The 21,422-nt window shown below is 64.0% G+C and carries 14 protein-coding genes; 13 read left to right on the forward strand and 1 reads right to left on the reverse strand.

What is annotated here, in order from left to right; genetic code table 11:
* Nucleotides 1-9: 9 nt before the first annotated feature.
* The 13 genes from K9F62_14260 to lon all read left to right on the forward strand — a co-directional run bounded on the left by K9F62_14260 (nucleotide 10) and on the right by lon (nucleotide 20,017).
* Entirely contained in the window at nucleotides 10-2,163 is a 2,154-nt protein-coding gene (locus tag K9F62_14260) for a molybdopterin-dependent oxidoreductase (protein UJX39872.1), read from the forward strand.
* Between the two features lie 23 nt (nucleotides 2,164-2,186).
* On the forward strand, nucleotides 2,187-2,957 hold the full coding sequence (locus K9F62_14265; GenBank protein ID UJX39873.1) for a 4Fe-4S dicluster domain-containing protein: 771 nt from the start codon (nucleotides 2,187-2,189) through the stop codon (nucleotides 2,955-2,957).
* A gap of 14 nt (nucleotides 2,958-2,971) precedes the next feature.
* Nucleotides 2,972-4,216 (forward strand): polysulfide reductase NrfD, encoded by a 1,245-nt coding sequence (nrfD, locus tag K9F62_14270; GenBank protein ID UJX39874.1) that lies wholly within the window; start codon nucleotides 2,972-2,974, stop codon nucleotides 4,214-4,216.
* Nucleotides 4,217-4,490: 274 nt separating this feature from the next.
* A complete protein-coding gene (locus K9F62_14275; protein ID UJX39875.1) occupies nucleotides 4,491-5,915 on the forward strand; it encodes a sugar transferase in 1,425 nt (474 codons plus the stop codon).
* 81 nt (nucleotides 5,916-5,996) lie between these two features.
* Nucleotides 5,997-7,421, forward strand: coding sequence for a M23 family metallopeptidase (locus tag K9F62_14280; GenBank protein UJX39876.1), 1,425 nt, complete (start codon nucleotides 5,997-5,999; stop codon nucleotides 7,419-7,421).
* A 117-nt stretch (nucleotides 7,422-7,538) separates the two neighbouring features.
* Nucleotides 7,539-8,690 (forward strand): NADP-dependent isocitrate dehydrogenase, encoded by a 1,152-nt coding sequence (icd, locus tag K9F62_14285; protein UJX39877.1) that lies wholly within the window; start codon nucleotides 7,539-7,541, stop codon nucleotides 8,688-8,690.
* A 190-nt stretch (nucleotides 8,691-8,880) separates the two neighbouring features.
* The gene (locus K9F62_14290) at nucleotides 8,881-10,860 is read left to right on the forward strand and encodes a hydantoinase/oxoprolinase family protein (GenBank protein UJX39878.1); all 1,980 of its coding nucleotides are present in this window, start codon (nucleotides 8,881-8,883) and stop codon (nucleotides 10,858-10,860) included.
* 457 nt (nucleotides 10,861-11,317) lie between these two features.
* Complete coding sequence (locus K9F62_14295) at nucleotides 11,318-12,061, forward strand: hypothetical protein (GenBank protein ID UJX39879.1); 744 nt, start codon at nucleotides 11,318-11,320, stop codon at nucleotides 12,059-12,061.
* Nucleotides 12,062-12,076: 15 nt separating this feature from the next.
* On the forward strand, nucleotides 12,077-13,648 hold the full coding sequence (locus K9F62_14300; GenBank protein ID UJX39880.1) for a hydantoinase B/oxoprolinase family protein: 1,572 nt from the start codon (nucleotides 12,077-12,079) through the stop codon (nucleotides 13,646-13,648).
* A gap of 345 nt (nucleotides 13,649-13,993) precedes the next feature.
* On the forward strand, nucleotides 13,994-15,325 hold the full coding sequence (gene tig, locus K9F62_14305; GenBank protein ID UJX39881.1) for a trigger factor: 1,332 nt from the start codon (nucleotides 13,994-13,996) through the stop codon (nucleotides 15,323-15,325).
* Between the two features lie 172 nt (nucleotides 15,326-15,497).
* Nucleotides 15,498-16,112 (forward strand): ATP-dependent Clp endopeptidase proteolytic subunit ClpP, encoded by a 615-nt coding sequence (gene clpP, locus K9F62_14310; protein ID UJX39882.1) that lies wholly within the window; start codon nucleotides 15,498-15,500, stop codon nucleotides 16,110-16,112.
* Between the two features lie 57 nt (nucleotides 16,113-16,169).
* Nucleotides 16,170-17,423, forward strand: a complete 1,254-nt coding sequence (gene clpX, locus K9F62_14315) for an ATP-dependent Clp protease ATP-binding subunit ClpX (protein UJX39883.1) — start codon at nucleotides 16,170-16,172, stop codon at nucleotides 17,421-17,423.
* A 134-nt stretch (nucleotides 17,424-17,557) separates the two neighbouring features.
* On the forward strand, nucleotides 17,558-20,017 hold the full coding sequence (gene lon / locus K9F62_14320) for an endopeptidase La (GenBank protein ID UJX39884.1): 2,460 nt from the start codon (nucleotides 17,558-17,560) through the stop codon (nucleotides 20,015-20,017).
* A gap of 250 nt (nucleotides 20,018-20,267) precedes the next feature.
* Here lon and K9F62_14325 read toward each other — a convergent pair whose 3' ends face one another.
* On the reverse strand, nucleotides 20,268-21,419 hold the full coding sequence (locus tag K9F62_14325; protein UJX39885.1) for an HD domain-containing protein: 1,152 nt from the start codon (nucleotides 21,417-21,419) through the stop codon (nucleotides 20,268-20,270).
* Nucleotides 21,420-21,422 lie beyond the last annotated feature (3 nt).

Raw genomic sequence — 21,422 nt, forward strand, 5'->3', positions numbered from 1 at the left:
GGGGGAGAAATGGGAGTTGATCGCAGAGCTTTCCTCGGGCTTGTGGCGGGTGGCGCCGTGGGCACCATGTTCACCCCCATCCCGTGGAAATTGTTGGATGATGTTTCCATCTGGACCCAGAACTGGCCCTGGATTCCCAAAGTGCCCAAGGGCCAGATCGATTATGTGACCACGACGAGCAAGTTGTGTCCGGCCGGCGAAGGCCTCAAAATCATGCGCGTGGCCGGCAATCCGATCACGGCATCCGGCAACCCGGCTCACCCCCTGTCCAGCGGCGGCGTCTCGGCCCTGGCCCGCTCCGAAGTCTACATGCTGTACAGCCCGGCCCGGGTCAAATCGCCCATGAAAAAGTCGGGCAAGGCCTTCGTGCCGATCACCTGGGAACAGGCGCTGATCGAAATGGCCGACAAGCTCGGCGCGGCCAAGGGCTCGGTCGCCTGCATCTCCGGCGACCAGTCCGGCACCGTAAACGAGGTGCTTTCGGCGTTCGTCGGCAAGCTCGGCACGGCCGGCTACTTCATGATGCCCTCCGAGGCCACCACCGCCGCCAAGGGCATGCAGGTCATGGGCGGCAAGGGCCAGGCCGGCTACGACTTCGAGAACGCCGACACCGTGCTGGTTCTTGGCGCGGACATCTTCGAAACCTGGGGCACCTCCACCCGCAACCGCAAGGCGTTTAGCGCCAAGCGGCCGGTCGGGGTCAAGCCCGCTTCCAATTATATCTACGTCGGTCCGACCAGGAACAACACCGCCGCCGTGTGCGACCAGTGGATTCCGGCCTCGGCCGCCGACCTCGGCGTGGTGGCCCTCGGCATCGCCTGGCACCTGATCAAGGCCGGGGCCACAAGTGCCGCGCCTGGTTTCGACACCCTGCGCGCCGTGGTCAACGGCGGTTTCGGTCCGGACGACGTGAAGCGCGCCACGGGCATCGAGCCCGCCGTGCTCGCCGGCGTGGCCAAGGCCCTGGCGTCCTCCAAGGCCGCCATGGTGGTCACGGGATCGCCGTTCGGCCAGGGACTGGGCGCCGGAGCCTTCATGGCCGGCATGGCGCTCAACATCCTGCTCGGCCGCATCAACAAGCCCGGCGGCGTCTACGCCCTGCCGGAGCTGGCCACGGTCGTGCCCGGCGCCATGACCCGCGAGGCCATGCTCAAGGCCGACCTGCCCGGCTTCCTCAAGGCCGTGGCCGACGGCAAGAAGCCGGCGCCCAAGGCCTTGCTGGTCTACGACGCCAACCCGGCCTACGGCCTGCCCGAGGCCGCGACCATGGCCAAGGCCCTGGAAAAAATCCCGTACAAGGTCAGCTTCTCCTCCTTCATGGACGAGACGGCGGCCATGTGCGACCTCGTGCTGCCCAATTCCCTGACCCTGGAGCGCTACGACGACGTGGTCACGCCCTATGGTTCGGGCTTTTGCATCTACAGCCTTGTCACGCCCTACCAGAAACCGGTGCACGATACCCGGCCGACCGGCGACGTGATCCTGGCGCTGGCCCGCAAACTGAGCATTGAACTCAAGTTCGACAACTTCCTGCAGGTGCTCAAGGAGAAGGTGGCCTCTCTGGCCAAGACCTCCGGCGGGTTTGTCGCCAAGGACGTCATGCCCTGGCAGGTGGCGGCGGGCAAGCCCGCGCCCGCGCTTGCCGGCGGCGACCTGTGGAAGGCCCTTTCCGCCGGTTACGCCTGGACCATGGTCGGCTCCGTGACCCAGACCGGACTCGGCTTTGCCCCCGAGGTGCTGGCCAAGGCGGTCAAACCCGGCAAGACTTCCGGCAAGACCGTGACCCTGGCCCCCTATGCCCAGCTGCGTACCGGCACCCCGACCACCGGCATCCCCTGTCAGGACCTGACCATGGTGCCCGACACGGAGCTTCTCGGCGAAACCACCATGGTGCGCATGGGTAGCGCCACGGCCAAGGCGCTCGGCGTCAAGCCCGGCGCGATGGTCAAGCTCACCGGCGCCGGAACGCACTGCAAGGCCCAGGTCCACATCTTCGAGAGCGTCATGACCGGCGTTGTGTCGGCTCCCTTGGGCTTCGGCCATACCGCCTTCGACATCTTCAGCAAGGGCAAAGGAGCCAATTACCTGGCGCTTTTACCCGTGACCGAGGAGCCGGGCACCGGCATGTCCATGTGGGCCGCCGCTGAAGTCAAAATCGCCTAACCACGAGTCAAAGGGAAGCCGTTATGTCCGGACACAGTTTCAAAGAATTCCCGATCACCTGGGGCATGGTGATCGATATCGACAAGTGCACCGGCTGCGGGGCCTGCATGGCCTCCTGCCAGACGGAGAACAACGTCAATCCCCAGCCCGAGGCCACCAACAAGCTGCGTTCCACCTCCTGGATGCTGGTTTACGAGCTGACCAACGACAAGGCCTTTCCCGACCATGACGTGGCCTTTCTGCCCCGTCCCTGTCAGCAGTGCGGCAACCCGCCCTGCGTGTCCGTGTGCCCGGTCGTGGCCACGGATAAAAACGAGGACGGCGGCATTGTCAGCCAGATCTACCCGCGCTGCATCGGCTGCCGGTACTGCGTGGCCGCCTGCCCCTACCATGTCCGTTACTTCGGCTGGTACGACCCGATCTGGCCCGAAGGCATGACCAAGACCCTGTCGCCCCTGACCTCGGTGCGGCCGCGCGGCGTGGTGGAGAAGTGCACCTTTTGCCACCACCGCTGGAACCTGGCCAAGGACGCCGCCCGGGCCGCCGGCAAGGACCCCGAGGATCTTGAAGACGGCGCCTACGTCACCGCCTGCGTCCAGAACTGCCCCTCCGGGGCGCTGTCCTTCGGGGATCTCAAAAATCCCAAGCACAAGGTGCATGAGCTCATCAAGAGCCCCTACGCTTTCCGGCTGCTCGAACGCCTGGGCACCAAACCCCAGGTCTACTACATCAGCCGGCGGGAGTGGGTGCGCAAACTCGGCGATAACTACCTCAAGAGCGAAAAAACCGAGTAATTCCGGGGGATGCAATGAGCTTTATTGATATTGAGAAAAATTGGTATCCCGAGGGTGTGACGCGTTGCGGCCTGGGGAAGTTCATGGGGTGGCTGGGGTTCCTTGGCGTGATTGCCCTTTTTGGCCTCATCGCCATGCTGGTCTGCTTCTATTACGGCCTGGGCGTCACCGGGCTTGACAACTACTTCGGGTTCGGCCTGTGGATCACCTTCGATCTGGCCGTCATCGCCCTGGGCGCGGGAGCCTTTTTCACCGGGCTCATCCGTTACATCATCGGCGTCGATGAACTCAAAAACATCATCAACCTGACGGTGATCAAGGGGTTCATCTGCTACTCCGGGGCCATGCTCATCCTGTCCCTGGACGTCGGCCAGCCGATACGGTCGTGGTTCGGCTACTGGCACCCCAACGTCCACTCCATGCTCACCGAAGTTATCTTCTGCATCACCTGTTACCTGATGGTGCTCATCATCGAGTACGTCCCGCTGATCCTTGAGCAGAAGCAACTCAATAAGATCCCGTTCCTGCACAATCTGGCCCACCAGATGCACGTCGTCATGCCGCTTTTCGCCGGCATCGGCGCGTTTCTGTCCACCTTCCACCAGGGCTCGCTCGGCGGCATGTACGGCGTCATGTTCGCCCGTCCCTACGCCTTCCGCGAAGGGTTCTTCATCTGGCCGTGGACGTTCTTCCTGTTCGTCCTGTCGGCCATCTCCTCGGGCCCGTGCCTCACGGTGCTGATCTGCGGCTTCATGGAGAAGCTCTCCGGCCGCAAGCTCACCACCTACCGCATCAAGTCGCTGATGGCCAAGATCGGCGGCACCATGCTGCTGATCTACATGGTCTTCAAGTACCTGGACACCTGGGCCTGGATCAACGGCGTGCTGCCCCGGGCCGGCCTGACCTTCGACCAGATGTTTTACGGGCTGGTCTACGGCAAGTGGTTGTTCTTTACGGAAATCGTCCTGTGCCTGCCGGTGCCGGTCATCTTCCTGCTCACGCCGCTGCGCAAGAAGCCGGCGTTCATGTACACCGGCGCCATCCTGGCCTGCCTCGGCGTTATCATCAACCGCTACGTCTTCACCGTCCAGGCCCTGGCCCAGCCGGTCCTGCCCTTCACCAAGTGGGTGGTCTATTCCCCCAACTGGGCTGAATGGGCGACCTCGGGCATGGTCATTGCCTACGGATTCATCATCATGAGCCTTTCCTACCGCTACCTGCCGATCTTCCCGCAGGAAGTGGGGCTCAACAAGAAATAGTCCCCGGGCGCTCTTGCCCGACAAAGCCCGGTCGTTTCGCGCGACCGGGCTTTTTTATATCCGCTGGCGGGAGGTTCTGCGGGCTGCCCCGTGGTGGGGAGGATTCGGTCGCTGAAAGTGCGGCGCTAAAATGGCATGCCGGTTGCTAATCAATCCGGATATGCCTAAAATAAAAATGCCATTTTTTCCCGGGCAGATGTTTGGGCTGCGGGAACGACACCATGACGGCCTCTTGTCGTTTGAAGCGGCCCCAACCTCCGCGCGGGGGGAAAGCTTGGCTTTCAAAACCAGAAAAGGCGCCATCACGTGGCTGCGCGTCGTGGACCTGGCTGTGGCCGCCGTGGCCTTGCTCATCGCCGGCGGCGTGGCCGCGGCCGAGTCGCCCGAGGCGTCCCTGCGCCTCGACCTTCCCACCCTGGCGCTTTTCGCCTGGCTGCTTACGGCCACGGCCAGCGTGTTTCCGCTTTTTGCCCTCTATACCGAGGTGGCGCTTTTCCAGTGGCGCGAATCGGTCAAGGCCACGGTCAAGGCCGTCACCGCCGTGCTGCTGATCCTGGTCGCGGGCGCGGCGGTGCTCGATCCGCCGCTCATCACGGCGACGCTTTTGATCCTCTATTGGATTTCGGCCTGCGCCGGCGGCATTGCCGCCCGACTGGCCACGCGCCGGCTGCTTTTCCTCACCGAGGCCCAGGGCATCGCCGCCCGCCGCACCCTCATTGTCGGCACGGGCGCGCGAGCCCAGGAAATCGCCCTGCGCATGCTCGCCCAACCCGGCCACGGCTACCGCTTCTGCGGTTTCGTCGGCAATGGCTGGGAAAAGGAGCCGCCGTCGCCCTTGCCGGGGCGTTTCGATCTGGTGGCCGACATGGCCGGTTTCGCCGGTTATTTGCGGGAGCACGTGGTGGACGAGGTCCTGGTCTGCCTGCCGTTGACCGAGCTGAGTGAAAAGGCCACGGCGCTCGTTTCGGAGTGCGAGGAGCAGGGGGTGGCCGTGACCGTGATCACGCGCCTTTTCGAGCTGAAAAACCCGCGCCACCGTCCGGGCAGCCACGGCGGGGAGCTGGTGGTGACCATCTCCAACACCCTGGCCGACGAGCGCGAGCTGATCCTCAAGCGTTTCCTCGACGTGTCCGTGGCCATGGCCATGTTGGTGGTGCTTTCCCCGCTGTTGCTCGTGGTCTGGGCGCTGATCCGGTTGACCTCGCCCGGGCCGGCCCTGTTCGCCCAGGAGCGGGTGGGGCTCAACAAGCGGGTGTTCAAATTCTACAAATTTCGCACCATGGTCCAAAACGCCGAGGCCCTGCAGGCGGATCTCGAATGCCGCAACGAGACCAACGGCGCGACGTTCAAGATCAAAAACGATCCGCGCGTGACGAGGCTCGGCCGCATCCTGCGCAAGACCAGCATCGACGAGCTGCCCCAGCTGGTCAATGTGCTCAAAGGCGAGATGAGCCTCGTCGGCCCAAGGCCGCTGCCCATGCGCGACGTCGTGCGTATCGAAAAAGACTGGCCGCGCCGCCGGTTCGGGGTCAAGCCCGGCATCACCTGCCTGTGGCAGATATGCGGCCGCAACAAGCTGCCGTTCGAGCGGATGATGCAGCTCGACATCGAGTACGTGGACACCTGGTCCGTGCTGCTCGACATCAAGATCCTGCTGCGCACCGTGCCGGTGGTGTGCAGCATGCGCGGCGCGTATTGAGCCACGCCGGCCGGCTAGCTTGCCCGCAAGCGCCCCCTGGCCTATAGTGCCGCAACCAGAAAGCCGGGGGACACGCGACGGATGCGCATTATAAAGCCTTTCAAGGGACGCCGGGGTTTCGGTCCGGTTTTCTTCCTTCTGGCCGGGGCTCTGCTTTTGGCACCCCTGGCCGCGGCCGGGTTTGCCGGCTACTACCTGTTTCTCAAGGACGCCCACAAGCCCGAGGTCGCCTTGCTGCCCGAGGCCGACGCCTCGTCGCTGAGGCGCCCTTTCACCGTGACCGCCGCCGATCCGCAGTCGGGCATCCGTTCGATCACCGTCACCGTCACCCAGGGCCAGCGTCGCAACACGATACTGCACAAGACCTATGATCCGCCCAAGGACAAGGTGGCCGAACGCTTCAACCTGGAAAACTCCGAACTTCGCGGCGGAGCCTTCGAACTGCAGGTCGCGGCCTACGACGGTTCTTACGCCAACCTCGGCGCGGGCAACACGGCCCGCATTTCCCGGCGCATGCTCCTCGACCTCGTGGCCCCCACGGTCAAGGCTCTGACCCCGGCCCATTACGTGCGCCAGGGCGGCGTGGGGCTGGTCGTCTACGAGGTCAACAAGGACGCCGTCAGAAGCGGGGTGATGGTCGGGGACAAGTTCTACCCCGGCTATAAGCAACCGGGCGGCCAGTATGCCTGCCTGTTCGCCTTTCCCGCAGACATGGACGCCAAGGACTTCAAGCCGCGCCTTGTCGTGGAGGACGCCGCCGGCAACGAACGCACCGGATTTTTCGTCAATATGGCCATAAAGCGGCGTTTTCGTGAGGAGCGGGTGGACATCTCCGACGAGTACCTGGCCTCGCGGCTGCCGGCTTTTGCCAAGCTGTATCCGGAAATCCACGATCCCGTGGCCCGGTTTCAGAAGATCAACGATGCCCTGCGCCGCCAAAACGAGGCCGTGCCGGCCGCCCTTTCCAGGGAGAGCCCTCCGGAAGCGCTTTGGGACGGGGCGTTTATCTACATGCCGCGCTCCATTGTGCGCGGTTCGTTCGGCGCGGACCGCGTCTATGTCTACGACGGCCGGGAGATCGGTCGGGAAACGAGCGCGGGCATCGATCTCGCCTCGGTCCCCCATGCCCCGGTGCCGGCGGCCAACAACGGCAAGGTGGTCTATGCCGGACCGCTCGGCGTCTACGGCAACACCGTCATCATCGACCACGGCCTGGGGCTTTTGAGCCTCTACGGCAATCTGTCCTCCATGGCCGTGCGCCGGGGAGAGACCGTGAAAAAGGGGGCGGTGATCGGCGCCACCGGCACAACCGGCCTGACGACCGGCGATCAGGTGCATTTCGCCATGTATCTCGACGGCCAGCCGGTCATTCCCATCGAATGGTGGGACGCCCACTGGCTGGAGGACAACGTCACGGCCAAGCTCAAGCGCTATGCCCCGGCCCCGGAGGGTGCGGCCGCGAAGACTTCCCCGGCTCCCGCCCCGGCCCCTGCGCCCCGGTCGTGACAAGGGCCGCGAGCCGCCTTTTGCCGGAACTTCCCGGAGGCCTTGGTTGACAAAGTCCTCTGTCCCTTTTTAACGTCGCAAGTTGTTCAAAATTTCTCATTCGAGGAGCACAGGCGCATGGAAAAGACGGTATATTGGATCGAGGGCGACGGAATCGGCCCGGATGTCTGGACGGCCGGCCGACCGGTCCTCGACGCCGCCGTGGAGAAGGCCTATGGCGGCAGCCGCAAGCTGGTCTGGAAGGAACTGCTGGCCGGCGGCAAGGCTTACAAGGAAACCGGCGAATATCTGCCGGAGGCGACCCTCACCGCGCTCAAGGGCGCGGAGCTGGCCTTCAAGGGCCCGCTGGCCACCCCGGTCGGTGGCGGTTTCCGCAGCCTCAACGTGACCTTGCGTCAGGTCCTCGACCTCTACGCCTGCATCCGCCCCATCCGTTATTTCAAGGGCATCGAGTCCCCGGTCAAGCGTCCCGACCTCGTGGACATGGTCATCTACCGCGAGAACACCGAGGACGTGTACGCCGGCATCGAATATGCCACCGGCACGCCCGAAGCCAAGAAGCTCATCGCCTTTTTGCGCGACGAACTCGGCGCCAAGGTGGACGACACCGCCGGCATCGGCATCAAGCCCATCACCCCGGCCGGCTCCAAGCGCCTCGTGCGCAAGGCCATACAGTTTGCCGTGGACACCGGTCGCAAAAGCGTCACCCTGGTGCACAAGGGCAACATCATGAAGTACACCGAGGGCCTGTTTCGGGCCTGCGGCTACGAAGTAGCGGCGGCCGAATTCGCCGATGCGGTCATGACCGAGGAAGAGGCCGCGGCCGGCGGCAAGAAGTCCGTGGTCATAAAGGACCGTATCGCGGACAACATGTTCCAGGTGGCGCTCATGCGGCCCCAGGACTATTCGGTCATCGCCACGACGAACCTCAACGGCGACTACATCTCCGACGCTCTGGCCGCCCAGGTCGGCGGCCTCGGTCTGGCCCCGGGCGTCAACATGAGCGAAAAGCTGGCCTTTTTCGAACCCACCCATGGCATTGCCCCGGCCCTTGCCGGCAAGGACAAGGCCAACCCCGGCAGCCTGATTCTAAGCGGCGCCATGATGCTCGAGCACATGGGCTGGAACGAAGCAGCCAAGCTTATCCATGATTCCATGGACAAGACCATCTCCGAAAAGAAGGTCACGGTCGACCTGGCCGACCAGATTCCGGGCGCGACCACCATCGGCTGCGCCGCGTTCGGCGAGGCCTTGGCCAAAAATCTGTAACGATTGCCGTGTGAAAGGCGGGGGGGACGCCGTCCGGGACCGCATGGCCCGCGTTCCCCCCGCATTTTCCCGCCGCCTGGGTGTGGCCGCGCGTTGGTGGAGAAACCTGCCGCGCCGGACGACGTGACGTTGTACCCGCTTGGAAACAAGATGAAAGTCCTCTTCGCGGCCGAAGGGGGAAGGGGGCCAGATGGCCGTTGTCGGCGTGGATACCGGTGGCACTTTCACGGACATCATCTGCTGGCGCGATGGCGCGTTTGTGGTGGTCAAGCTGCTTTCGACCCCGGACAATCCCGCCCGCGCCGTGCTTGCGGGGCTTGAGCGGTTGGGATTCGCCGCGAATCGCGTGCTGCACGGTTCGACCGTGGCCACCAACGCGATTTTGGAGCACAAGGGCGCGCCCACGGCTTTCGTCGCCAATGCGGGCTTTGAGGACATCATCGCCATCGGCCGCCAGAACCGGCCCGAGCTGTACGACCTGGCCAGCCGCAAGGAGCCCTGCCTTGTGCCCGAGGAACTGCGCTTCGGCGCGCCGGGGCGCGTTTCGGCCGAAGGCAAGGTGCTTGAGGACCTGACTCCCGAACAGGCGTCCGAACTGGCCCGGGCCGTGGCCGATGCCGGCGCGACCTCGGCCGCCGTGTGCCTGCTTTTTTCCTTTCTCAAACCGGAGCACGAACGACTCCTTGGCGAGGCGCTGGCCGACTGCGGCCTGTCCGTCTCCCTGTCCAGCGACATCCTGGCCGAATTTCGGGAATACGAACGCGCGGCCACCACGGTGGCCAACGCCTATGTGGCCCCGGTCATGGACGCCTACCTCGGCGACCTGGAGGCCGGATTGGGCCAGGATGCGGCGCTTTCGGTCATGCAGTCGAGCGGCGGGCTCATCACCGCCAGGACGGCCCGCCACGAACCGGTGCGCACGATTCTCTCCGGCCCGGCCGGCGGGGTGGTGGCGGCTTTGGCCGTGGGCAAGGCCGCCGGCTTCGACAGGCTCATCACCTTCGACATGGGCGGCACCTCCACCGACGTCTCGCTCCTCGACGGCGGCCTGTCCATGGCCATGGAGACGCGGCTTGCCGGCCTGCCGATCAAGACGCCCATGCTCGACATCCACACCGTGGGCGCGGGCGGCGGCTCGCTGGCCGCCCTCGACGCCGGCGGGGCGCTGACCGTCGGGCCGCAAAGCGCCGGGGCCGATCCCGGGCCGGCCTGCTACGGCCAGGGCGACGGGCTGACCGTCACCGACGCCAATCTGTTTCTCGGCCGGCTTGCTCCGGACCATTTCCTTGGCGGCGGCATGTCCCTTGCCCCCGATCGTCTGCCGCCGCTTTTTGAGGCGTTGGGTGCGGCGGCCGGCCTGACCCCGGTCGAGGCGGCCGAGGGCATCGTGGCCGTGGCCGAAGCGGCCATGGAGCGGGCCATCCGGGTCATCTCCGTGGAGCGTGGGCACGACCCGGCGGATTTCGCGCTGCTCTCCTACGGCGGCGCGGGTGGGTTGCACGCCGTGTCCCTGGCCCGGCTCCTCGGCGTCCAGACGGTCGTCGTGCCGCGCCATCCCGGCCTTTTTTCGGCCCTGGGCATGCTCCATGCCGACGTGGTCAAGGATTTTTCCGAGACGGTCATGTTGTCTTCGGACAAGATCGATGTTTTCGAGCTGGCCGGGCTTTTCGGCTCCCTGGAGGACAAGGCCCGCCAGGGCATGGCGGCCGAGGGCCTGGACGGGGGCGACATGGTGCTCGAACGCCAGCTCGACATGCGCTACCGGGGCCAGTCCCACGAGTTGCCCATTCGCTTCGTGGCCGACCCGTTCACCGCCTTCCACAACCGCCACGAGGATATTTTCGGCTTCAAGGAGCCCAGGGCCGTCATCGAGGTGGTCACGCTGCGCATCCGGGCGCGCGCCATCCAGGAAAAGCCGCCGTTTAAGGAAGCCGAGCATCTTGTCGCGGCGGTGTCCGAGGACGCGGTGCTTGGCGAACGGCTGCTTGTCTGGCGCACCCGCGAGATCGCGGCGAAGTGGTACGACCGGGAGAAGCTCGTCCCCGGCAACCGCATCCTCGGTCCGGCGCTCATCGCCGAGATTTCCGCCACCACCTTCGTTCCGCCCAAGGCTGAGGCCCGCGTGGACGGCTTCGGCAATATCGTCATCGACACGCATGCCGCAGGATGAGGGTGAGGGAAGGGGGCCTCCGGCGGCCAGGGGGAAACTTTTTGAAAAAAGTTTCCCCCTGGACCCCCTTTAAAAACTTTCAATGGGTGGAGGGATGAATGGCTTTTTCGTTCCTTCGAGACGTATGGAAAGCTGTGCCTTGACGGGGTAGGCTATATCCCCGGGCCTTTCAACGTTCGGCCATGTTATGACGGGCAGGATCGCTCCCGGGCATGCCGCGCGGTCAGGCCAGATCTTGCTTCCGGTGATGGGGCGTTGTGCCTGGGGTCGGCGGGGGGCAGGGCGGACGCGAAGGCGTATTCTTCAAATATGCGCCGCGCGCGGCTGTCCTGCCCCCCGCCGACCCGCCAAAGAAACCGGACCCGGCAGAGCGGAGCAGAGCAGAGCAGAGCAGGGCAGGGTGGCGGAAAATTGGGCAACAGCGCCTTGAAATTGGGCAACTGACGGGGGCGTCGGGATGCTTGTTATCGGCACGCCATGTTATGGCGGGGTGGTCACGCTGCCCTACATGCTCTCCATGTTGGCGCTCAAGGATGTGCTCAACGCCGCGAAGGTTCCGTTTCGCCTGCTGACGCCCGCCAACGACAGTCTCATTACCCGGGTCCGCAATTCCATCGCCAATACCTTCCTGCGCGACGAGCGGGCCACGCATCTGCTTTTCATCGACGCGGACATCGAATTCGTGCCGGCCATGGTGCCCCGGCTGCTTGGCAGCGGCCATGACGTTGTCTGCGGCGTCTACCCGGTCAAGGGCCTGCGTCTGGACCGCGTCATGGGGCAACCGGCGGGGACCACGCCCCAGGCGGCCGAGGCGGCGAGCCTGGATTACGCGGTCAAGCTGAAACCCGGCTGCCACATGGACGCCCAGGGTTATCTGGAAGTGGACTACGCGGCCACGGGGTTCATGATGGTGAGCCGCCAGGCGCTGACGCGCCTGATGGACGCCTATCCGGACTTGCGCTATCGCTATAGTTGCACCAATGAGGAGCCGGCGGACAATTTCGCCTTTTTCGACACGACCATAGATCCGCAAACGCTCGACTATCTGCCCGAGGATTATGCCTTTTGCAAACGCTGGCGCGACATCGGCGGACAGGTGTTCGTCAGCGTGCCGGGCCGCTTCGCCCACCACGGGGGAAGAGCATATCTTGGAGATTTTGCGGCCTTTCTGGCCCGACACGGTGCCAAGCCGAAGCCCTAACGCAATGGAACGCGCATGAATATCACTCCCATCACCCTGGAAGTCTTCAAGAACAAGTTCGCTTCGGTGGCCGAGGAAATGGGCATGGCGCTCACCCGCGCCGCCTTTTCCCCGAACATCAAGGAACGCCGCGACTTCTCCTGCGCCGTGTTCGACGCCAAGGGCGACATGGTGGCCCAGGCCGCCCACATCCCCGTCCACCTCGGCTCCATGCCGCTTTCCGTGGCCTCGATCATCGAGGCGCTGGAACTGGCCCCGGGCGAAATGGCCATGCTTAACGATCCGTTTCGGGGCGGCACCCACCTGCCCGACATCACGCTGGTGGCCCCGGTCTATGCCGGCACCGACGCCCCGGTCTTTTACGTCGCCAGCCGCGCCCACCACGCCGACGTCGGCGGCATGGCCCCGGGGTCCATGCCCCTTTCCACCTCCATCTTCCAGGAAGGCCTCGTCATACCGCCGGTGAAGATCGTCGTGGGCGGCGAAATCGTCCCGGACGTCATGAACCTTTTTCTGGCCAACGTGCGCACCCCGTCCGAGCGTCAAGGCGACTTTTCCGCCCAGATCATGGCCAACCGCACCGGCGTCGCCCGCATGGAAGCCCTGGTCAAAGCCCACAGCCTGGAGACCGTGACCGCCATGGCCGAGGCGCTCATGGACTACGCCGAGCGGCTCATGATCGCGACCATCGCCGCCATGCCCGACGGCTCCTATGAAGCCGAGGACAGCCTGGACGACGACGGCGTCGGCGGCCAGGACGTGACCGTGCGCCTGACGCTTTCCATCGGCGGCGAGGAGGCGGAACTCGATTTTACCGACAGCGACGAGCAGACGGCCGGCTGCGTCAATGCGGTCAAGGCCATTGCCGTCTCGGCCGCGCTCTACGCGTTCCGTTGTCTGGCCGGCGGCGATGCCCCGACCAATGCCGGCTGCCTGCGGCCCATCACCGTGCGCACCAAGGCCGGCACTGTGGTCGACGCCCGCTTTCCCGCGGCCGTGGCCGGCGGCAACGTCGAAACCTCCCAGCGTATCGTGGACGTGATCCTGGCCGCCCTGGCCAAGGCGCTGCCCGGTCGCATCCCCGCCGCCTCCCAGGGCACCATGAACAACGTGGCCGTGGGAGGCTTCGATCCGCGCGTCAAAAAATCCTTCACCTACTACGAGACCCTCGCCGGCGGAGCCGGGGCCGATGCCCAGGGGCCCGGCCAGTCGGCCGTGCATTCCCACATGACCAATACCCTCAATACGCCTATCGAGGCGCTGGAATACGCCTATCCGATGCGCGTCACACGCTATGCCATCCGCCATGGTTCCGGTGGGGCGGGCGAAAATCCCGGCGGTGACGGGCTGGTGCGCGAGATCGAAGCCTTGACGCTCATGGAAGTGACCGTGCTGTCCGACCGGCGCTTTCGCGGCCCCTGGGGGCTGGCCGGCGGCGGGGAAGGGGGGCATGGCGTCAATACCGTGACACGGCGAAACGGCGAGATGGTCATGCCCGGCAAGTTCCACGTGCGCTTGCGTAAAGGTGACAAGCTGCGTATCGAGACGCCCGGCGGCGGCGGTTATGGAAGGAAGGGGGAAGATTAAAGCGATGAACCGGGGGGGAACTTTGTCTTACGAAAAGTTTCCCCCCGGGCCCCTTTCCAAAGACTTTAATGAAATGAGTTTGTTGCGGTAACGAATATCCCTGTTAAAAAGTTTAGGAAGGGGAGAGCGCGAGAGGGGAGAACCCTTTTCAAAGGGTTTCCCCTCTCGCAGCATCTTTCCTCCATTCCTTCTCCGCCTCCGATCATGGTGGCCGTGGTTTTTGTTCTTCCCTTTCTCTCTTTCTTCGTGTAGTATTGCCTATTTCGTATTCGCAAAATCACGCCCCGATCGAACCGAAATCCGCCCCGCCAGACCCGGAGAGGGGCGATAATCCTGGAGGAAGCCTTGGAATATACCGTCAATCAGATTTCGCCTGTCAAAACGCAGGTCAACGTCACCGTCCCCGCCGAGGAAGCGGATGCCGCCCTGGCCACTGCCGTCGCCCTCTACCGCTCCAAGGCCGACATCAAGGGCTTCCGCAAGGGCAAGGTGCCCTCCAGCGTCATCGAGTCGCGGTTTAAAAAGGAAATCACCGCCGAAGCCACCACCGATCTGATAAACGTCCATGTCAATGAGATCATGGGCGAACTCAAGCTGTCGCCGCTCTCCGGCCTGGACGTGGGCGACGCCGCGCTGCAAAAAGGCGAGCCCCTGGACTACAGCTTCACCTTCGAGCACGCCCCGGCATTCGATCTGCCCGATTACAAGGGCCAGGCCATCGAGGAAGAGGAAGTCGTGGTCGGCGACGGCGAAATCGATGTCGTGGTCGAGCGCGTGCGCAAGAACCTGGCCGAGGTGAAGCCCATTGCCGACGCCCGTCCGGCCAAGGATGGCGAGGTCGTTTCCGTCACCTTCGAGGCTTTTGAAAACGACGCGCCCATTCCCGGCGTGCGGGCCGAGAACTTCGAACTGACCCTTGGCGAAGGCCAGGCCCTGCCCGAGTTCGAGGCGCTCATCAAGACCGTGCCGGCCGGCGAGGAGGGCTCTTCCGAGATGACCTTCCCGTCCGACTTCATCAATACCGACCTGGCCGGCCGTACCGTGCTCATGAAAGTGGCCGTGCATGTCATCAAGGAACGCCTCCTGCCCGAGGTGGACGACGAGCTTGCCAAGAAAGCCGGCAACTTCGAAAACCTGGACAAGATGCGCGAAGCCATTACCATGTCCTACAAGAAGTCCCGAGAGGACCTGCACCGGTCCTCGGCCCAGAAAAAGTTGCTGGACAACCTCCTGGCCCAGGTGGAGTTCCCCCTGCCGGAGTCCGTGGTCGAGCAGCAGCTTTCCAGCATGGCCGACGATTTCGTGCAGAAGTTGGAGCGGCAGGGCAAGAGCCTCGCCGGCGTGGGCAAGACCATGGCTGACCTGGAAGCCGATCTCAAGCCCAAGGCCGAGGAACTGGTCAAGACCCAGATTTTCCTCGCCGCGGTGGCCGCCAAGGAGGAGCTCTCCGTCAGCCCGCAGGAGATGGACGCGTTTTTCTACCGCCTGTCCACCCAGACCGGGCAGGATGTGGTGCTGCTCAAGCGCTACTACGAGGATAACGGGCTCATGATCATGGTCCGTGACAAGCTGCTGGCGGACAAAGCTGCCGATTTCATTTACGCCAATGCCCTGGTGACCAAGGTGCCGGCTGTTGAAAATCCGGCCGATGCGCAGGGATACGGCGTGCGCGACTAGCGCGTTACGATTTGGCTTCTTTTTTGCATGGCCTACAATGCGGTCATGGTGGGTGAAACGGCGGGGATGCCGCCGTTTCGCCCGAAACCCCCAACCCCCTGCGGTCGCGGCGAAGGCGGCTGGCGACGAAAATGTCGCACCGTGTCGCCCTCCGGCGCAAAAAGGGAGCGCAATGACTACCGTCCCTATTGTCATCGAGACCACCGGCCGTTCCGAACGGGCCTACGACATTTATTCGCGCCTTTTAAAGGACCGCATCATTTTGCTCGGCAGCGCGGTGGACGATTACGTGGCCAACCTGATCTGCGCCCAGCTGCTCTTTCTCGAGTCCGAGGACCCGGAGAAGGAAATTTTCATGTACATCAACTCCCCGGGCGGCGTCGTCTCGGCGGGGCTGGCCATCTACGACACCATGCAGTTCATCCTGCCGCCGGTGTCCACCCTGTGCATGGGCCAGGCCGCCAGCATGGGCGCGCTGCTCCTTTGCGCCGGCGCGACCGGCATGCGCTATGCCCTGCCCCATAGCCGCATCATGATCCACCAGCCTTCGGGCGGCTTCCAGGGCCAGGCCACGGATATCGAGATCCATGCCAAGGAAACCAAGCGCACCCGCGAGGCGCTCAACGAAATCATGGCCAAGCACACCGGCCAGCCCATCGAGAAGATCCAGGTCGACACCGAGCGCGACAATTTCATGAGCGCCGAGGAAGCCATGGCCTATGGCCTCATCGATAAGGTGTTGACCTCCAGGGAACCTGTTGCAAAAACGGAACCCCGGGACGCCTAGGCGCGTCTGGGTTTCGCTTAAATGGCCCGGAGGCCCGGGCAAAGTGGGTTTTCCCGTATGACGCGAAAAAAAAGCCCTGTGTCGGGCGAGTTGTGCTGCTCGTTTTGCGGCAAGAACCAGGATGAGGTCCAGCGGCTGATCGCCGGCCCGGACGTGTACATCTGCGACGAGTGCGTTGCGCTTTGCAACGAGATCATCGCCCAGGAGTCCGTCAGCGAAGAAACCGAGGGCGGCAAGCTCCTGCCCCCGGCCGAGATCAAGCGGCTGCTCGACGAGTATGTCATCGGCCAGGAACAGGCCAAGAAGATTCTGGCCGTGGCCGTCCACAACCACTACAAGCGCGTATACTACGCCGGGGCCGCGAGCCCCGACGACGTGGAGATCGACAAGAGCAACATCCTCCTGATCGGTCCCACCGGGTCGGGCAAGACGCTGCTCGCCCAGACCCTGGCCCGCATCCTGAACGTCCCCTTCGCCATCGCCGACGCCACCACCCTGACCGAGGCCGGCTACGTGGGCGAGGATGTGGAAAATATCCTGGTGCAGCTGTTGCAGAACGCGGATTACGACATCGAGTCCGCCAGCCGCGGCATCATCTACATCGACGAGATCGACAAGATCGCGCGCAAGGGCGACAGCCCGTCCATCACCCGCGACGTGTCGGGCGAGGGCGTGCAGCAGGCGCTTCTCAAGATCATCGAAGGCACCGAGGCCAACATCCCGCCCAAGGGCGGGCGCAAGCACCCGCAGCAGGAGTTCATCCGCTTAAATACCGCCAACATCCTCTTTATCGTCGGCGGCGCGTTCATCGGCCTGGAGAAGATCGTGGGCCAGCGCATGCGGGGAACGTCCATGGGGTTTGGGGCCAAGGTGGAGGCGCGCCACGACGACGACGCGACCCGGATGCTGGCCCAGGCCCATCCGGCCGACCTGATCAAGTTCGGCCTGATTCCGGAATTCATCGGCCGTATTCCGATCCTCACCGGCCTTGAGGAATTGACCAAGGACGACCTGGTGCGCATCCTGACCGAGCCGAAAAATGCCTTGGTCAAGCAGTACCAGAAGCTCTTTGAACTGGACAAGGTGCGTCTGCGGTTTACGAAAAACGCCATGGACGCCATTGCCGAAAAAGCCATCGAACGCAAGACCGGCGCCCGGGGACTGCGCAACGTCATGGAGAGCATCATGCTCGAGATCATGTACAAGTTGCCGTCGCTGACCGGCGTCAAGGAGTGCGTCATCAACAAGGCCGTGGTGGAGAAGGGCCTCGAGCCGCTTCTGTTCTACCACCAGGAAGTCAAATCGGCCTGACGATGTTGCCGCCTCCCGTTTGACATCGTTTTTTTCGGCCTTACCTTGAGCATTCGCCGCATCCGCCCGTCGGGCCGGACAGTCTCCGGTCCGGCGGGCGAAAGCCGATGCCAACCCCGAAAACGGGAGGTTTCATGACGGGTTTTACCTTCGACACCGACCGGTTTGCCGCCGAGTCCATACGCCTGCCCATGATGAGCCTGCGGGAAGTGGTCATGTTCCCGCGCTCCATCGCGCCGCTTTTCGTCGGCCGCGAGGCGTCCATCAAGGCCATCGAACAGGCCGTTGCCGTCCACGACAAGAAGATCTTCCTCGTCGCCCAGCGCTCGCCGGAAACGGAAAAACCGAGCGCCGAGGACCTCTTCGAGATGGGCACGGTCAGCAAGATTCTCCAGATGCTGCGCCTGCCCGACGGCACGATCAAGGTTCTTTTCGAGGGCCTGTACCGGGCCGAGTGGGAGCCGCAGACCATGGGCGTCGGCGAGGATGCCGACTATCCCATGGTCACCGTGACCCGGGTTCCGGAAGAGGAATCCCACGGTCCGGAATCCGACGCGCTGATCCGGGCCACCCAGGAGGCCCTGGAGCATTACGGCCGCATCAACAAGAAGCTGGCCCCCGAGACCATCCTGGCGATCAATTCCATCACCTCGCCGGGTCGGCTCGCCGACGCCGTCATGCCCCACCTCAAGGTGGACTACATCAAGAAGCAAAGCGTCCTTGAAGAGCTCGAGCCGGTCAAGCGCCTGGAAGAGACCTATGCCTTCCTCCAGGGCGAGATCGAAATCTCCTCCATCGAGAAGCGGATCAAAAACCGCGTCAAGCAGCAGATGGAGAAGAACCAGAAGGAATATTACCTTAACGAGCAGATCAAGGCGATCAACAAGGAGATGGGCCGCGAGGACGATCCCGGGGCCGAGGCCGCCGAATTCGAGACGCGCCTGGGCGAGAAGAACATGTCCGACGAGGCCCGGGAGAAGACCCTGCGCGAGATCAAAAAGCTGCGCCAGATTCCGCCCTCGTCTGCCGAGTACACGGTGGTGCGCAACTACGTGGAGTGGATTCTGGATTTGCCGTGGAACGTCTACAAGGAGACGGACCTCGACATCGCCGCTGCGGAAAAAGTGCTCAACGAAGACCACTTTGGCCTGGAAAAGCCCAAGGAACGCATCCTGGAATACCTGGCCGTGCAGAAACTGGTCGAGCGCATCAAGGGCCCCATCCTCTGTCTGGTCGGTCCCCCCGGCGTCGGTAAGACGTCCCTTGCCAAGTCCATCGCCCGGGCCATGGATCGGGAGTTCGTGCGCTTGTCCCTTGGCGGCGTGCGCGACGAGGCCGAGATTCGCGGCCATAGGCGGACCTATGTCGGGGCGCTGCCCGGCAAGATCATCCAGTCGCTTAAGCGCGTGAAGTTCAACAATCCCGTTTTCTGCCTGGACGAAGTGGACAAGATGAGCACGGATTTCCGCGGCGATCCCTCGTCCGCGCTTCTGGAAGTCCTCGATCCCGAGCAGAACTACGCCTACAACGACCATTATCTGGATCTGGACTACGACCTGTCCAAGATCTTTTTCATCACCACGGCCAACTCCCTGCATTCTATCCCGCTGCCCCTCCAGGACCGCATGGAGATCATCCGCATCCCCGGCTACCTGGAAACGGAAAAGATGGAGATCGGCAGCCGGTTCCTGATGCCCAAGAACATCGAGCAGCACGGCCTGAAACCCGAGAACCTGGATTTTGCCAACGATGCGCTGCTTGAGGTCATTCGGCGCTATACCCGCGAGGCCGGGGTGCGTAACCTCGAGCGCGAGCTGGCCTCGGTCTGCCGCAAGGTGGCCCGCAAGTTGGTCGAGGGCAAGGACAACGACGGGGCATTTCCCGTCACCACCGAAAACCTCGAATCGTACCTCGGCGTGCCCAAGCACCGCCATGGCGAGATGGAGGCCGCGCCGCGCGTCGGGCTTTGCACAGGCATGGCCTACACCGAAGTCGGCGGCGAGATTCTCATGGTCGAGGCCGCCATCATGCCCGGCACGGGCAAGGTGGAGATCACGGGCAAACTCGGCGACGTGATGCAGGAATCGGCCCGGGCGGCGCTGTCCTACCTGCGCTCCCGTTCGGGGCTCTACGGCCTCAAGCCCGATTTCCACAAGGAAATCGACATCCACATCCACGTGCCCGAGGGCGCCATTCCCAAGGACGGCCCGTCGGCCGGCATCACGCTGGCCACGACCATCATCTCGGCGCTGCTCAATATCCCGGTGCGAAACGACCTGGCCATGACCGGCGAAATAACGCTTCGCGGCCGGGTGCTGCCCATCGGCGGTCTGCGCGAGAAGCTCCTCGCCGCCCACCGGGGCCTTATCCGCACGGCGATCATTCCGGCGGAAAACGAAAAGGACTTGAAGGAGGTGCCCGAGGCCATCCTCAAGGACATGAAGATCATCACGGTCGAGAGCATGGACGAGGTGCTGTCCAAGGCGCTCGTCTGCCAGGAGCCGGAAAAGGTGTTCTGTCGCAGCCTCGGCAACGACGTGCCCCTGGCCGAGTCGTTGCTCAAGGAAGAGTTCCGCCCCGAGCCCCGGCATTAGCCGGTTGGATGTGCCTCCGGCGGCCAGGGGAGGCTCCGCCTCCCCTGGACCCCACCGCCGGGGGGCTTGATGCCCCCCGGTCCCCCCTTTCCCGCCATAAAAAAGCGAGGGCTGCAAGCAGCCCTCGCTTTTTTATGGCGAAGAGCGGTCGAAAGTTTCGCCGCCCCGCTTACCCCTTGAAAAGTTTTGGGGAGGGGAGAGCGCGAGAGGGGGACCCTTTTTTCCAAAAAGGGTCCCCCTCTCGCACTTCTTATTCCGAATCCGACGCCTCTTCTTCGCGTTGCCGGTCCAGCTCGGCCAGCTTCTGGCAGCGCAGTTTGCGCAGCTTTTCGCCGGACACCGGGCCGCGCATGCGCTGTTTGCCGGGCAGATGCACCGACAGCATGTCGCGCAGGTCCCGCTTAGCCAGCGGCCAGACGTCCGCGCCGCAATCGGCGGCCACGACCTCGAACAGCGGTTCGACCAGTTCGTGCTTGTGCAGCCAGGTGAGCATGTCCACCCGGGTGCCGGCCCGCAGCTCCCCGTAGTGCGCCGCCTTCATGTGCAGTCTTGCCGCCGCCACGCCGGCCTCGCGCACCCGGTTGGGGAGCTTGAGGCGTTTGCCGAGTTCCTCGGCCACGTCGGCCCCGACGTCGTCATGGCCGTGGTGGCTCGGCCACTGGCTTTCCGGCGTCAGCGTCTTGCCCAGGTCGTGGCATACGGCCATCCAGCCGGCGATGGGCTTGCCGGCGAGAATGTCGACCAGATCGCACAGGTGGGTGAACACGCTGCCGTCATGATGCTCGGGTGGGCCGGCCGGCACGTTTCGCGCGGCTTCGAGTTCGGGCATCCAGGGCAGCAGACAGCCGGTTTCGGCCAGCAGGCTGAAAAAGCGCGAGGGTTTGGCCGCGTCCAGGGCCTTGCGTACTTCCTGGGCCACGCGTTCGGCGAAAACGTCGTCGAGCGCCCCGCAGGCGGCCACGGCCCGCATCTGGGCGATCAGTTCCGGGTGGGGCGAAAAATCGGGCAACGAGGCCGCGAACCGGGCCGCTCGGAAGACGCGCAGCGGATCGTCGAACATGGACATCTCGCCGCACGGGCGCAAAATCCGGTCGCGCAGATCGGGCAGGGCCAGGGGATGGAAGTGCAGCCGGCCGGCGATATGGCTCGAATCGCCCATGGCGATGGCGTTTATGGTGAGGTCCCGGGCCAGCAGATCCTCATGGATATCCCCGCCGCGCGGCCAGGCGTACTGGGCGCTGCCGAGCATGAAAACCGGAAAGGTCTTGCCGACTTGCCGGGCTCTCCGATACCTTCGCATAAACGCCTCGGGCGTGGCGTCGACAATGAGATAATCCTGATCCATCACAGGGCGGCCCAGCAGAATGTCGCGGACCGCGCCGCCTACGAGATACCGTTTCATGCA

The sequence above is a fragment of the Desulfovibrio sp. JY genome, assembly GCA_021730285.1.
GTDB lineage: Bacteria > Desulfobacterota > Desulfovibrionia > Desulfovibrionales > Desulfovibrionaceae > Solidesulfovibrio.

Excerpts from the sequence above, each read along its gene's own strand:
- K9F62_14325 (UJX39885.1), bottom strand. The coding sequence starts at position 21,419 with ATGAAACGGTATCTCGTAGGCGGCGCGGTCCGCGACATTCTGCTGGGC.
- lon (UJX39884.1), top strand. The coding sequence starts at position 17,558 with ATGACGGGTTTTACCTTCGACACCGACCGGTTTGCCGCCGAGTCCATA.
- clpP (UJX39882.1), top strand. The coding sequence starts at position 15,498 with ATGACTACCGTCCCTATTGTCATCGAGACCACCGGCCGTTCCGAACGG.
- K9F62_14300 (UJX39880.1), top strand. The coding sequence starts at position 12,077 with ATGAATATCACTCCCATCACCCTGGAAGTCTTCAAGAACAAGTTCGCT.
- nrfD (UJX39874.1), top strand. The coding sequence starts at position 2,972 with ATGAGCTTTATTGATATTGAGAAAAATTGGTATCCCGAGGGTGTGACG.
- K9F62_14265 (UJX39873.1), top strand. The coding sequence starts at position 2,187 with ATGTCCGGACACAGTTTCAAAGAATTCCCGATCACCTGGGGCATGGTG.
- K9F62_14260 (UJX39872.1), top strand. The coding sequence starts at position 10 with ATGGGAGTTGATCGCAGAGCTTTCCTCGGGCTTGTGGCGGGTGGCGCC.
- K9F62_14280 (UJX39876.1), top strand. The coding sequence starts at position 5,997 with ATGCGCATTATAAAGCCTTTCAAGGGACGCCGGGGTTTCGGTCCGGTT.
- K9F62_14295 (UJX39879.1), top strand. The coding sequence starts at position 11,318 with ATGCTTGTTATCGGCACGCCATGTTATGGCGGGGTGGTCACGCTGCCC.
- clpX (UJX39883.1), top strand. The coding sequence starts at position 16,170 with ATGACGCGAAAAAAAAGCCCTGTGTCGGGCGAGTTGTGCTGCTCGTTT.
- icd (UJX39877.1), top strand. The coding sequence starts at position 7,539 with ATGGAAAAGACGGTATATTGGATCGAGGGCGACGGAATCGGCCCGGAT.
- K9F62_14290 (UJX39878.1), top strand. The coding sequence starts at position 8,881 with ATGGCCGTTGTCGGCGTGGATACCGGTGGCACTTTCACGGACATCATC.